The organism is Burkholderia sp. WSM2230 (assembly GCF_000472445.1).
Classification (GTDB): Bacteria; Pseudomonadota; Gammaproteobacteria; order Burkholderiales; family Burkholderiaceae; genus Paraburkholderia.
Map to the genome: position 1 here is coordinate 197,935 of NZ_AXAJ01000003.1, position 12,702 is coordinate 210,636.

Genomic DNA, 12,702 nt, shown 5'->3' on the forward strand with positions numbered 1-12,702 from the left:
CACGGCGGGCGCGCGCGTGCCTGCAGGATCGGCGGGCAGTGGGTATGCTGCTGCTTTTCGCAAAACGGAGAGGAAGGATGGCGGAAATCGCGGTGGTCGCAATTTCAGTAGCAAAACCAGGCTGCGAGGAGCAGTTGCGCGAGGCGCTCGAAGGCATTGTCGGGCCGACGCGCAACGAGCAGGGCGCGCTTCAGTACGATCTGCACCGCGACGTGCAGGAGCCGCGCCGGTTCGTGTTCTTCGAGCGCTGGACCAGTCACGGGGCGCTGGCGGCTCACGCGAAATCCGCCCACATCACGGCGTATAAGCAGGCGGTGGCAGATTGGGTCGAACACGCGGAGATTCGGGTCGTGTCGAAAATTCTGTAGGACTTTCGCGGGCGCCCTGGAAGGCGCCTCGGCGTTGGGCGCGTTCCGGTGCGACGAGGGCGGCGCCTGGCTAGCGCGATTTGGGCGGCGCTAGCCGCGTGCTAGCGTGATTGGCGCGGGCGCGCCGCTCGTCGCTCGTCGCTCGCGCCACGGGGCGCTGCGGCCGCCGGCGTCAATGTGCGGCTTGTGGTACGTCCAGAATCAGAATGATGGTCCAGTCAGCGTCGCCATCGTGATGATACTGGCGCTCCGCGACGATGAACGGCTGCTGCTTGCCGTCGGGCCCGAGAAACAGCACGTCGCCTTCCATCGGCAGGCATTCGACGGGCGGCAGCGCAAGAAACGCTTCCTGACCGCCGCGCGGCATCAGTTTTTCGATTTTGCGGGATGCTGCTTCGGTCCATTCGATATCTAGCTGGATGTTGCTCATGCTTTCCTCCGCACCAGGGTGCGCACGGGTTAGGGGTTCCGGCGGGGTGCCGGCCGGTGCGCGACTTTAGCATACCGGGCAACGCGCGCCGGCCGCTCCATTGGACAATAAAAAAGCCGGAACCGGCGCTACCGGCTTCGGCTTTTCCCCTGCATGGCGATGCCGGGGCGTTGAGGCGGGGCGCGGCAAACGCTCGACCGGGCGCTCTGCCGGCACGGCCCGGACTGCGTGCGCTTACGAACTCGAGGCGTCGGCCTTCGCACCCTTCTTGTGATGACGCGGCGAGCCTTTGTGATGCTTCATCGGCTCGGCAGGTGCGGTTTCCATGGTTTGCTGGCGGTTTTGCAAATCTTGCGCGCGTTGCTCGACGTCGGCGGCTCGCGCAGGGTCGGTACTCATGGTGACGCCGCTTTCCTGCGCAAACGCTGCGCCGGTCACGGCACCCAGAGAGATCAGAATCGCGAGGGACACTTTCTTCATTGCTACCTCCGCAGAGTGGTTGTGGACCCGAGTACTTGTCTGTCCATTCGGAAAGACACCGCATTCTAGCCAGCAATATCCGCTCCAGCAGATGGTTTGTAACGGCGCGTGCAATTGCTTACATCCTGTTACGAATAGCCTATGCGCGGCGCTTAGAGATGCGCGCGAAGCTGCGCACAGGCGTGCAAGGCGGGCACTTTTGTCCGTCAGATTCATTCGCATGGCTAAGCAAATCGACCGCCGCCCGCTCGTCTCGTTTCAGAACAGCCCGATGGCGCTATACACATGGTATTGCGCGATGCCGATCAGTTCATGCAACGCGATTTCCGCGTTCGCCAGGTTCGAATAACGCGGCAATATGCCGAGGCGCGCGCGGCGTGCTCCGGAGATCAGCGGCTGCGGCTCGAGGCCGAAATGGCGGAAATCGAGCAATGCGCGCGGCATGTGATACGCGGATGTGACCAGTATCAAGGAATCGTAACGTGACTGGCCGACAATAGCAGACACGTTGCGCGCGTTCTCGTACGTGGTGAGACTCTGGTTTTCCAGCACGATGTCCGAGCGCGGCACCTGTGCGCGCAGCAGGTACGGCAGATAGGTGTCGGCTTCAGTCGCGGGGTGACGCTGCGGATTACCGCCGCTGACAATCACGCTGCATACCGTCGCGCTACGCTTGCATGCTGCGTAGTTTTGCGCGCTGACTGCAATGCGCGCGAGCACCTCGCGCGGCGGCACGAGCACTCTGTCGCGGTTGTACACGGTGCCGCCGCCGAGCAGGATGATTGCCGTGCGCGGTGCGAACCTGGTCGGCGCACTGGTTTGCGCCTGTGGCTGGGCAAGGCTCAATAGCGGGGCGGTGAGCCAGCCGGCCGAAAGCAGCCAGAAAAGGGCGATTGTGCAGTAGAGGAGAGGCCGTCGAGCGCGCTTGCATATCACGATTGCTGCAAAAAAAAGCGCCAATAAAGTGAATAGAATCAATTTAGATGGGGTAACGTATGTCTTTCGGGATTAAATCTTCGAGCCTGCTATCGCGCCGCAGCGGTTGCATCGTCGGCTCGCAGGCAGAACGCTAACATGCCGTTCTTACGGGGGTCCCGAAACATTAGACCAGGCAGCACCTGGTGGAATTCGGCCGTATGCTCACGGCCAGCTTCCAGCCACGGGCGGGTGCCAGGCGCGTCGCTAGTGGCGCGGTGACGTGTTGGCATCAGATGTGTCATAGCTGCACTTTAAGAAAGAAGTGAGATGACCACGTATTCCAACGAAGCGGTACTCGAAGCGCTGCGGCGGGCGCAATATCGTCAGGTGCCATGGGCGAGACGCCCCGGCGTTTTTCAATATCTTCGCGCGCTCGGCCTGATGGACACCGTTCGACAACGTACCGTCGCGCCGGCGCCGGGCTTTCATGCCCCTGTCGACATAGCCGTGCTGACCGACCGCGGCCGTGCGGAGTTCGCGCGGCTCTCACACGACGAAGGCCTCCTTACGTGGACCGCGCAGCGCATGTGCGACTATGTCCTCGTAGCGGCCGAGACACACTCCGACGCATCGTTCGAAGCGCGCACCTAGCGGCGCCGCGTTTCGCTGATCGGCACCAATCCCGCCTGCAGTTCGCACAAGGCCTGCGGGCCTTGTCTGCCGAAACGGGCGAAAAAAAGCCCGTGTCACGAGGATACGGGCGTACCGGAATTACTGCTGCCACGCTGTGCTAATGGCGTTAAGTCAGACCGATGCGGGGAGCGGTGGTTCCCGGAGATTTGCTTTGTCTTTTTGCGAATTCGTGCCGGCGCGGAAACGAGGACTGAGGGCCGAGGGCACTGAGCATATGCTATCGGAACAGCAGCTTATAGCGCTTAACGGCGCCGCGACGGATCGTCATGCGGCGTTTCAGGCCGCGTGCGCACATTGCTGGCAATGTCACCGCGCAAATCGCCACGCGGCGCGGGCGGCGTAAAGTCGCGACCGCGCTGTGCGCTTTGCTGCCATGCTTCGACCGAGGCCGTGCGATCGGGCCGCCAGTTCCAGCCTTGGGGACGCTGCTGCGCAAGCGCCGGTGCGGCCATTGATGAAAGCACAATGCCGCACAGAAGCAGTGACATTGGTTTCATGCTGAGCTCCCGTCCAAGCCCCCCGGACACATCAGGCCTGTTTGCATACGTATAAGGTATGCGCGGGCGCGAAAGCACGCTGTAAGTAATAGTAAATGGATGTTTCACCCGCAACTCACGGGCGCGAGGAGCGTCTCAGGCAGCGCCAGTGAGGGAAAGCACTCAGGACCGGCTGTCCCACGCGAGCCCGTCACGGCTCTCGCGAAAACCATCCACCGTCGGAAGAAACACCGCCGGGCGGGCGCCGGGCGGGTCCAGATAAGCGCCGGGCGCCCGCAGGCGCCCGGAGAAACACGATGCTACTCAGGCCATCTTGACCGGCGCACGCCACGATTCCGGATTGGTCCAGAACGCGCCGCGCAGACGGTCACGGCTCGGCGGTGCCGGCGGTTTTGCGGCGGTCGCGCCAATACGCCCGCGCAGCGAAATTTCGCGGCCGCTCGTGCCGAGTCGCTTCACAATTTCCGCGAGCGTGCCGTCGGCTTGCCACTCGTCGAAACGGCGGCGGCAGGTCGGCGGCGACGGATAGCGGCCCGGCAGCTTGGACCAGCCTTCGCCTGTCGACAGCACCCACAGCACGGCGTTGACGACCGCACGCGCTTCCACGCGCGGCCGACCGCGACGCTCGCTCCGTGCTGGCTCCGCACAGAACAACGCCTCGACCAGCGCCCACTCGTTGTCTCTCAAATCGTCGAACAGCATCATGTTTCACCTCAGCGAAGCTAACTCCGGTGCGCTGCCCCGCGCCGCGCACTCTCCACGCACTCGATAGGCGAGTGCCAAGGGGGTCGGGTTTGCCACGGTCTGATTGCAGTCAGAAGTCATGGCGCCGACCCTGTGAGCGTCTCAATGCAGGATGTGTGCCAAGTTGAATCCGACCGCCTCGAAGCCCCGTCGCAGCGGGCCAGCGCGGGCGCTAGCTAGGGCCGTATGAGAATCCAAAAAACCTATCTCGCAAATCGGGACAATCACCAATCTTGTGCAGTCAGGCCCGCGCGGCGTGCGTTTGCGCCTTCTTGCTGCATTGCAGCGAGTGCATCGAAAGCGGCTGAGCTCGTTTATCCCCGCGTACAATGCGCATCAAAACAAGCTATTGATGAGTGCTGTAAATGAACGTGACATTGCGCCAGCTAAGGGTTTTTATCGAGGTCGCGCGCCAGCAGAGCTTCAGCCGCGCGGGCGAGCAAGTCGGGCTGACGCAATCGGCGGTGAGCCGTTGCGTGCGCGAACTGGAAGGCGAGATCGGCCTCAAGCTGATCGACCGCACGACGCGCGAGGTGCAACTGACGGACGTCGGCGGCAATCTGGTCTCCAGCGTGTCGCGTCTCCTGGGCGATCTGGACGACGCCTTGCGCGAGATTCGCGAGATCGGCGAACAGCGCCGCGGACGGGTGATGGTGGCCGCAAGTCCGACGGTCGCGTGCCGGCTGATGCCGCGCGTGCTGGCGTCGTGCGGGGAGCGCTTTCCGCACGTCACGCTCGGGCTGCGCGACGACGTGCAGAGCGACGTGGTGCGCAAGGTGAGATCCGGTGAGGTGGATTTCGGTGTGATCATCGGACCGTTCGCCAGCGATGATCTGTTGAGCGAATCGCTGATGACCGACTCGTTCTGCCTCGTGTCGCGCAGCGATCATGCGCTCGCTGGACGCACCGAGGTCGGCTGGGCCGACCTGGAAGGCGAGCAACTGGTGATGCTCGATTACGCGTCGGGCAGCCGGCCGATCATTGACGCCGTGATGCACGAACACGGCGTCAACGCCACGGTGGTGCAGGAGCTCGGGCATTCGGCGACCGTCTTCGGCCTCGTCGAGGCGGGCATCGGCGTGAGCGTGCTGCCGTGGCTCGCCTTGCCGTTGCCGGCCGGCGCCGCGCTGGCCGCGCGACCGCTGGTGCCGCGCGCCGAACGCACGGTCGAACTGGTGCGGCGGCGTGACCGCTCGCTGTCGCCGGCGGCAGAGGCGGTGTGGGACCTGATCCGGGAATTGCCGGCGCGGGCGGAAGATCTGCTGTGAGTGGGTGATGGCGCGGCTGCGAACCGGTGGCAAGCAAGCGAGTATCGATCCAACGCAGCCGACGCCTCGCCGGTCATCGCCGCTTGCGCGGCTCGACGTTTCCTCCTCCGACGCTGGGCTAAACTTCCCGCTGCGCTTGCTGACGGCCTGTGCCCGGTTGCAGCGCACCAGCCTGACCTCAAACATTTCACCTGGAAGCCTTGATGAGCGAACCGGAACTTTCCGTGCCCTCCATCCCCAACGCGCGCGACGCGGTGCGCGCGCTGCGTCCGTCGCAGATTCGCGAGGTGGCCAACGCCGGCTTCGGCGTCGCGGACGTGCTGCCGTTCTGGTTCGGCGAATCGGACCGCGTGACGCCGGCCTTCATTCGCGACGCCGCGAGCGCCGCGCTACAGGCGGGCGCGACGTTCTACACGCACAACCTGGGCGTTGCGCCATTGCGGGCGGCGCTCGCCGATTATGTGAGCGGACTGCACGGCGCCACGTCCCCGGACCATATCGCGGTGACGAGCGCGGGCGTCAACGCGCTGATGCTCGCGGCGCAACTCGTGGTGGGAGCGGGCGACCGGGTGGTGGCCGTCACGCCGCTGTGGCCGAATCTCGTCGAGATTCCGAAAATTCTCGGCGCGCATGTGCAAACCGTCTCACTCGACTACGGCGGACAGGGTTGGCAACTGAATGTCGAGTGCTTGCTGGCCGCGCTCACGCCCGACACGAAGATGCTGCTCGTCAATTCGCCGAATAATCCGACCGGCTGGGTGATGAACCGCGAGCAGCAGACCGCGGTGCTCGCGCATTGCCGGCGGCACGGCATCTGGATCGTCGCTGACGAAGTCTATGAGCGCCTCTACTACCCCGACCAAACGCCCGCCAACGACGGCGGGGCGCCCAGCCGCACTGCGCCGTCGTTTCTCGACCTGGCCTCGCGTGACGAACGGGTCATCTGCGTGAACTCGTTTTCCAAAGCGTGGCTGATGACCGGCTGGCGCCTCGGTTGGATCGTCGCGCCGGAGCGCCTGATGGATGACCTGGGCAAGCTGGTCGAGTACAACACTTCGTGCGCGCCGGCCTTCGTGCAGCAGGCGGGGATTGCCGCCGTCCGGGAGGGCGAGCCCTTCACGCAGGAACTGGTGCGCGACCTGAAGGCGTCCCGCGACCATCTGGTGCGGACGTTGTCTGCGGTGCCGGGCGTCGACGTGAAGGCGCCCCAGGGCGCGATGTATCTGTTTTTTTCGATGGAGGGCGCGTCGCGCAGCCTCGAACTGTGCAAGGCGATGGTGCGCGAGGTCGGCCTGGGCGTCGCACCCGGCAGCGCGTTCGGTCCAGAGGGCGAGGGCTTTTTGCGCTGGTGTTACGCGTGCGACATCGCGCGCCTGGACGCCGGCGTGGAGCGCCTGAAGCGGTTCCTCGCACAGCATGGCGGCCGCTAGCGCGACGCACGAAGGACGGGCGGGAACCGCGCCGGCGCCCGCGCGCGTTTGACAGATGCACTGGTGTCTTTGCAGCGCGCGCCGGGCCAACTGTTGCGGCAATGCGCCTGGCATGTTGTCCGGCGCCTCGCTTTACGCACCGGATGTTTTTGCGTAATATGGCGCTCAGTCACGCGATTCCTGTCCGGAATATCGCTGCTCCGTCCGGCTGGGTTTGGCTCGATAGTCTGTTTCGCCTCCCCCCGGTGCGTGCTCCCATCAATATGACCGATCAGAATCGGGCGAGCGCGTCTTCAGTTCCACATCGTCTGTTTGATCCGGTTCTTTGACCACAGGGTCTGACCTAGCTGCATGAATACCCAAGAGGCGAAGATCGTCCTCGAGACAGCCTTGATCTGCGCGCAGGAGCCGTTAAAGCTCGGCGATTTGCGCAAGCTCTTTGCCGACGGCGTGTCGGCAGACACCGTTAGGACTCTGCTCGAAGACCTCAAACAGGACTGGTCGGGGCGCGGTGTGGAGTTGGTCGGGCTGGCGTCGGGCTGGCGGTTTCAAAGCAAGCCCGCGATGCGTTCGTATCTGGATCGGCTGCATCCGGAAAAACCGCCGAAATACTCGCGCGCGGTGCTCGAAACGCTCGCGATCATTGCTTACCGGCAACCGGTCACGCGGGGCGATATCGAAGAGATTCGCGGCGTCACCGTGAACACGCAGGTCGTGAAGCAGCTCGAGGATCGCGGCTGGATCGAAGTCATCGGCCATCGCGATGTGCCGGGGCGGCCTGCGTTGTACGCGACCACGCGTCAGTTTCTCGACGACCTCGGTTTGCGCGCGCTGGACGAATTGCCGCCGCTCGCCGACCCGTCGGCGCAGCTGAACGCGGACCTGCTCGGACAGCACGCAATTGAATTTGCCGACGCCGAGGGTGGCGAGACACCGGCATCGAATGAAGAGAGTGAGCAGAGCGCGCCCGAACAGCCGGGCATGACCGGCGCAGAAGCGACAACCGGCGCGCGGCTGGCGGCAGGAACGGAAATCGCTGGCGAAGAAACCGAGGGCCAGTCGGCGCAGCAGCATGCTGGCGGCGCGCAAGCGGGCGCCGCGGCCGACAGTGGCGGGAATCCAGAAACGGCTGCGCATCCGGCCATCCGGCCGCATCCGGAAGCAGTAGAGCAAGCGGAGCAGTCGGAACCCACCGAAGCCTCCCGCGAGAGCGGCACCGAAGCGGCGAACGTTGCACCGCTGCCCGGCGCTGTGCAATCCGAAGCGGATCGCGATCTGGGCGCTGCGGCCGATGCGGCCGAACCCGCACCATCCGCGCACGATTCGGGCGTGCTCCGCGACGCGGAGCAAACGGCCGGATCGAACCCGACCAGGGCGGCGCACGACGACGAAGATCGTCGCGATGCCGCACAGGACGCAGGCATTCTGACTGACGACGAAGCCGAGTCGCGCAGCGCCTGACGTAACCGAACATTTTTTGCCGCGCCTGCAAGGGGCGCGCGCGACCTGACATTTTGAGGTTGTTTTGACACATACCCACGACACCGAGTCGTCCGAATCCGAGCGCGCCGTGCCGTCGGCGCGCGCTGACGAAACGCGCACCACGCAAGCGTCGGCAGGCGAGGGCGAGCGCCCGGCGCAGACCACGGAGGCAGACGGCGACGACCGTCCGCGTCGCGGCCTGCGTCGCGGACCGCGCAGCCTGATTGCCCGGCGCCGCGCCGGCGCCAAGACGAAGGCCGCCGAAGGCGCGCCTGGCCAGGCCGCGCCGGTCGCGGCCGAGGCTCCGCCGGACGGCGAAGCCGCGGCGCAAACGCGCCCGCCGCGCAAGGAGGCAGGTGCGAAGGGTCAGGGGTCGCGGCGCAATGCCGGCGGTGCTAAACGTGAAGGTCAGCGTGACGGCCAGCGCGAGGGCACGCCGCGTGAAGGCGCTGCTCGCGAAGGTCAGCGCGAGCGGCAGCCGCGCGCCGGCGCTCAGCGTCAGAATCGCCGTGGCGGCGAGGCGCCCGCGGCCACCGTCGACACGGCTCAGGACGATCTGTTCTCGTACGTCACGTCGCCTGCCTTCGACGCGGATAACAGCGCGACGGGCGGCGTACGCGCGCCGATGCTGCGCCGTGGCAAGCCGGCCGCGCCCAAGCGCGTGCTTTCCGCCGACGACGACGCGCCCAAGCTTCACAAGGTGCTGGCCGAAGCCGGCATGGGTTCGCGCCGCGACATGGAAGAGCTGATCGTCGCCGGCCGCGTGTCGGTGAACGGCGAGCCGGCCCACATCGGCCAGCGCATCATGCCGACCGACCAGGTCCGCATCAATGGCAAGCCGGTCAAGCGCAAGCTCGCCAACAAGCCTCCGCGCGTGCTGCTGTATCACAAGCCGACGGGCGAGATCGTCAGTCATGCCGATCCGGAAGGCCGGCCGTCGGTGTTCGACAAGCTGCCGCCTATGAAAACGGCCAAGTGGCTCGCGGTCGGCCGCCTCGACTTCAATACCGAAGGTCTGCTGATGCTGACCACCTCCGGCGATCTGGCCAACCGTTTCATGCATCCGCGCTACAGCGTCGAGCGCGAATACGCGGTGCGCGTGGTCGGCGAACTCGCTGAAGGCATGCGTCAGAAGCTGCTGAACGGCGTCGAACTCGACGACGGTCCCGCCAATTTCCTGCGCATCCGCGACGGCGGCGGCGAGGGCACCAATCACTGGTATCACGTCGCGCTGGCCGAAGGGCGCAACCGCGAAGTGCGCCGCATGTTCGAAGCCGCCGGCCTGATGGTGAGCCGTCTGATCCGAACGCGGCACGGCCCGATCTCGCTACCCAAGGGCCTGAAACGCGGTCGCTGGGAAGAGCTCGAGGACAACCAGGTGCGCGCGCTGATGGCGTCCGTGGGCCTGAAGGCGCCGAGCGAGGAGCGCGGCGGCCGCAGTGCTGCGCCTGAGCGCAAGCAGCCCGATCCTATGCAGACGTCGATGGGCTTTATCAGCCGCGAACCGGTTCTGATGTCGCATCACCGCTTTGAACAGCAGCCGCGCGGGCAAGGCCGGCGCGGTGCGGCGGGCGGCGGCTTCGGCGGCGGCGCGGGCGCGGGTTTCGGCGGCGGCTACGGCAATCGCGGCACTGGCCGCAGCGCGGGCGGGTTCGGCGGCACGAGCGGTCCGCGCGGCGCACGCGACGTCGACGGCAATCGCGCGCCTTCGGGCAGCGGCAATCGCGCGGCGGGCGGCGGCAAGCGCCCCGCCGGCAACGGTCCGACTGCAGGCGGCGGCAATCGCGCGCCGGGTGGCCAGCGTGGCAACGGCAACCGCGCGGGCGGCGGCAATGCCGGCGGTGCAAACCGTAGTGGCGGCGCGCCTCGCGGCCGCTCCCGCGGGCGCTGATCGCAGGCACGGCGGGTCGCGGCCGCTCTGCTTGGAGCGCAGCCGTGGCAGTCGCCGTCGAGCGGTCAATCGAAATGGGCGCCGCACCCGAGAGGCACATTTGCACGCCGCCAGGCACCTGCTAGTGCGGCGTCGGAAGGCAGGGCGGGCGCAAGTCGGGCCGGATTGCGCGGCGCCATCTTGCAAAGTCCGGCAAGCGCCGCCATATCGTCGAAAGATTGCCATGAAATCAGGCGGAAATGCGCTTGGCGCGGCGCTCTGCGGTTTGCGTTTGTCCTGAAAAATGGCTACAATCGCGGAGTCGCTGGGCGTGCGGCTTTTCATGTGCGGCTCAGGTGCGACCACCGGTAATAAGATGATGGGCGTTTAGCCCATTTTTTTTTGCCGCTCAGTTCATCGTGGTTCGGCATCTCGGGTAGCACGAACGTGCGCCGGCCAGGCGCGCGGCCCGCATTGGTTGTTTGCAGAACAAGCGGCAGGCTCGCTGCGCGAACATCTAAGAGGGCACTGTGCAACTGACGGAACTGATTGAAACCACGGTCGTGGGACTCGGCTACGAGCTCGTCGATCTCGAGCGCACCGGGCGCGGCATGCTGTGTATCTATATCGACCAGCCGGCCGGCATCGCGATCGAAGACTGCGAGAAAGTCACGCGTCAGCTCCAGCACGTACTGACGGTCGAAAATATCGATTATGAGCGGCTCGAAGTATCGTCGCCGGGCCTCGACCGTCCGCTGAAAAAACTGGCGGATTTTGAACGCTTCGCAGGCAGCGAGGCGGTAATCACATTGAAAAAGCCATTGGACGGACGGAAATCGTACCGGGGTATTTTGCATGCCCCGCAAGGCGAGACCATCGGTCTGGAATTTGAAGGGAAGGAAGGCGCCGCGATGCTCGATTTCACGCTCGCGGACATGGACAAAGCACGCCTCGTTCCGAAAGTTGACTTTAGGAGCCGCAAACAATGAGTCGCGAAGTGTTGATGCTGGTGGATGCGCTGGCACGCGAGAAGAATGTCGACAAAGACGTGGTATTTGCCGCGCTCGAAGCGGCTCTCGCTTCGGCCTCCAAGAAACTCTTCGACGAAGACGCGGACATCCGCGTCCATATCGACCGTGAAAGCGGCGAGCACGAAACGTTTCGCCGCTGGAAAGTAGTGCCGGACGAAGCCGGCCTGCAGGAGCCGGATCAGGAAATCCTGCTGTTCGAAGCACGCGAGCAGAAGCCGGATATCCAGATCGACGAATACATCGAAGAACCGGTGCCGTCCATCGAATTCGGCCGTATCGGCGCGCAGGCCGCCAAGCAGGTGATCCTGCAGAAGGTGCGCGACGCCGAGCGCGAGCAGATCCTGAACGACTTTCTGGAGCGCGGCGAGCACATCATGACCGGCTCGGTGAAGCGTCTCGACAAGGGCAACTTCATCGTCGAAACCGGTCGGGTCGAAGCGCTGCTGCGCCGCGATCAGCTGATTCCGAAGGAAAACCTGCGCGTGGGCGACCGCGTGCGCGCCTATATCGCGAAGGTCGATCGCACCGCGCGCGGTCCGCAGATCGAGCTGTCGCGTACGGCGCCCGAATTCCTGATGAAGCTGTTCGAAATGGAAGTGCCGGAAATCGAACAGGGCCTGCTCGAAATCAAGGCGGCGGCGCGCGATCCGGGCGTGCGCGCGAAGATCGGCGTGGTCGCTTACGACAAGCGCATCGACCCGATCGGCACCTGCGTCGGTATCCGCGGCTCGCGTGTGCAGGCGGTGCGTAATGAGCTCGGTGGCGAAAACGTCGACATCGTGCTATGGTCGGAGGATCCCGCCCAGTTCGTGATCGGCGCGCTCGCGCCGGCAGCCGTCCAGTCGATCGTCGTCGACGAAGAGAAGCATTCGATGGACGTCGTCGTGGACGAAAACGAACTGGCGGTCGCGATCGGCCGCAGCGGCCAGAACGTGCGTCTTGCCAGCGAACTCACCGGCTGGCAGATCAACATCATGACGCCGGACGAATCTGCGCAAAAACAGAATCAGGAACGCGGTGTTCTGCGCGACCTGTTCATGGCGCGTCTCGATGTCGACGAAGAAGTGGCCGACATCCTGATCGACGAAGGCTTCACGAGCCTCGAAGAGATCGCTTATGTGCCGCTGAACGAAATGCTCGAGATCGAGGCGTTCGACGAAGACACCGTCCACGAACTGCGCAATCGCGCGCGCGACGCGTTGTTGACGATGGCGATCGCGAACGAAGAAAAGGTCGAAAATGTAGCGCTCGACCTGAAGAGCCTGGACGGCATGGACGCCGACCTGCTCGCGAAACTGGCCGAACATCAGATCCAGACGCGCGACGAACTCGCCGAGCTGGCCGTGGATGAACTGGTCGAGATGACCGGAATGGAAGAGGATGCCGCTAAGGCGTTGATCATGAAAGCACGTGAACACTGGTTCCAGTGAGAAATGACCATGGCGCACTAAATTGAACGCGGCCGTCAGGCCGCATGACCCGATGCTAACC

12 protein-coding genes and 1 pseudogene are annotated in these 12,702 nt (G+C 64.8%); 8 read left to right on the forward strand and 5 right to left on the reverse strand.

The annotated features are described in order from the left end of the window. The first annotated feature begins 77 nt into the window (after positions 1–77). Positions 78–368, forward strand: coding sequence for a putative quinol monooxygenase (locus tag A3AC_RS0109260; protein ID WP_025598511.1), 291 nt, complete (start codon positions 78–80; stop codon positions 366–368). Positions 369–540: 172 nt separating this feature from the next. Here the strand turns inward: A3AC_RS0109260 and A3AC_RS0109265 are convergent, their stop codons facing one another. The 3 genes from A3AC_RS0109265 to A3AC_RS0109275 form a co-directional block, all read right to left on the reverse strand. Then, on the reverse strand, positions 541–798 hold the full coding sequence (locus A3AC_RS0109265; protein WP_013339576.1) for a hypothetical protein: 258 nt from the start codon (positions 796–798) through the stop codon (positions 541–543). A gap of 234 nt (positions 799–1,032) precedes the next feature. Further along, positions 1,033–1,278: a hypothetical protein gene (locus A3AC_RS0109270; RefSeq protein ID WP_025598512.1), complete on the reverse strand. Its 246-nt coding sequence runs from the start codon at positions 1,276–1,278 to the stop codon at positions 1,033–1,035. A 258-nt stretch (positions 1,279–1,536) separates the two neighbouring features. Further along, complete coding sequence (locus A3AC_RS0109275) at positions 1,537–2,256, reverse strand: YdcF family protein (protein ID WP_198017980.1); 720 nt, start codon at positions 2,254–2,256, stop codon at positions 1,537–1,539. A 267-nt stretch (positions 2,257–2,523) separates the two neighbouring features. Here A3AC_RS0109275 and A3AC_RS0109280 point away from each other — a divergent pair, with 267 nt between their 5' ends. Next, positions 2,524–2,847: a hypothetical protein gene (locus tag A3AC_RS0109280; protein WP_025598514.1), complete on the forward strand. Its 324-nt coding sequence runs from the start codon at positions 2,524–2,526 to the stop codon at positions 2,845–2,847. A gap of 284 nt (positions 2,848–3,131) precedes the next feature. Here the strand turns inward: A3AC_RS0109280 and A3AC_RS0109285 are convergent, their stop codons facing one another. Next, a complete protein-coding gene (locus tag A3AC_RS0109285; RefSeq protein WP_025598515.1) occupies positions 3,132–3,386 on the reverse strand; it encodes a hypothetical protein in 255 nt (84 codons plus the stop codon). 306 nt (positions 3,387–3,692) lie between these two features. Then, positions 3,693–4,088, reverse strand: a pseudogene (locus A3AC_RS0109290) (transposase); the annotation flags it as partial. Positions 4,089–4,495: 407 nt separating this feature from the next. Between A3AC_RS0109290 and A3AC_RS0109295 the strand changes: the two are divergent. The 6 genes from A3AC_RS0109295 to nusA all read left to right on the forward strand — a co-directional run bounded on the left by A3AC_RS0109295 (position 4,496) and on the right by nusA (position 12,641). Beyond that, positions 4,496–5,398, forward strand: coding sequence for a LysR family transcriptional regulator (locus A3AC_RS0109295; RefSeq protein ID WP_025598516.1), 903 nt, complete (start codon positions 4,496–4,498; stop codon positions 5,396–5,398). Positions 5,399–5,601: 203 nt separating this feature from the next. Next, a complete protein-coding gene (locus tag A3AC_RS0109300; RefSeq protein WP_025598517.1) occupies positions 5,602–6,828 on the forward strand; it encodes a pyridoxal phosphate-dependent aminotransferase in 1,227 nt (408 codons plus the stop codon). A gap of 351 nt (positions 6,829–7,179) precedes the next feature. Continuing rightward, complete coding sequence (scpB, locus tag A3AC_RS0109305) at positions 7,180–8,289, forward strand: SMC-Scp complex subunit ScpB (protein WP_025598518.1); 1,110 nt, start codon at positions 7,180–7,182, stop codon at positions 8,287–8,289. Between the two features lie 64 nt (positions 8,290–8,353). Next, entirely contained in the window at positions 8,354–10,201 is a 1,848-nt protein-coding gene (gene rluB / locus A3AC_RS0109310; RefSeq protein ID WP_025598519.1) for a 23S rRNA pseudouridine(2605) synthase RluB, read from the forward strand. 509 nt (positions 10,202–10,710) lie between these two features. Then, positions 10,711–11,169, forward strand: a complete 459-nt coding sequence (rimP, locus tag A3AC_RS0109315) for a ribosome maturation factor RimP (protein ID WP_006052964.1) — start codon at positions 10,711–10,713, stop codon at positions 11,167–11,169. Then, positions 11,166–12,641: a transcription termination factor NusA gene (gene nusA, locus A3AC_RS0109320; RefSeq protein WP_025598520.1), complete on the forward strand. Its 1,476-nt coding sequence runs from the start codon at positions 11,166–11,168 to the stop codon at positions 12,639–12,641. Before rimP ends, nusA begins: the two co-directional genes overlap by 4 nt. The last annotated feature ends 61 nt before the right edge of the window (positions 12,642–12,702 follow it).

Bases quoted from the DNA above. Each gene is read 5' to 3' on its own strand.
- A3AC_RS0109260 (WP_025598511.1), top strand. From the start codon at position 78: ATGGCGGAAATCGCGGTGGTCGCAATTTCAGTAGCAAAACCAGGCTGC.
- A3AC_RS0109265 (WP_013339576.1), bottom strand. From the start codon at position 798: ATGAGCAACATCCAGCTAGATATCGAATGGACCGAAGCAGCATCCCGC.
- A3AC_RS0109270 (WP_025598512.1), bottom strand. From the start codon at position 1,278: ATGAAGAAAGTGTCCCTCGCGATTCTGATCTCTCTGGGTGCCGTGACC.
- A3AC_RS0109280 (WP_025598514.1), top strand. From the start codon at position 2,524: ATGACCACGTATTCCAACGAAGCGGTACTCGAAGCGCTGCGGCGGGCG.
- A3AC_RS0109285 (WP_025598515.1), bottom strand. From the start codon at position 3,386: ATGAAACCAATGTCACTGCTTCTGTGCGGCATTGTGCTTTCATCAATG.
- A3AC_RS0109295 (WP_025598516.1), top strand. From the start codon at position 4,496: ATGAACGTGACATTGCGCCAGCTAAGGGTTTTTATCGAGGTCGCGCGC.
- A3AC_RS0109300 (WP_025598517.1), top strand. From the start codon at position 5,602: ATGAGCGAACCGGAACTTTCCGTGCCCTCCATCCCCAACGCGCGCGAC.
- scpB (WP_025598518.1), top strand. From the start codon at position 7,180: ATGAATACCCAAGAGGCGAAGATCGTCCTCGAGACAGCCTTGATCTGC.
- nusA (WP_025598520.1), top strand. From the start codon at position 11,166: ATGAGTCGCGAAGTGTTGATGCTGGTGGATGCGCTGGCACGCGAGAAG.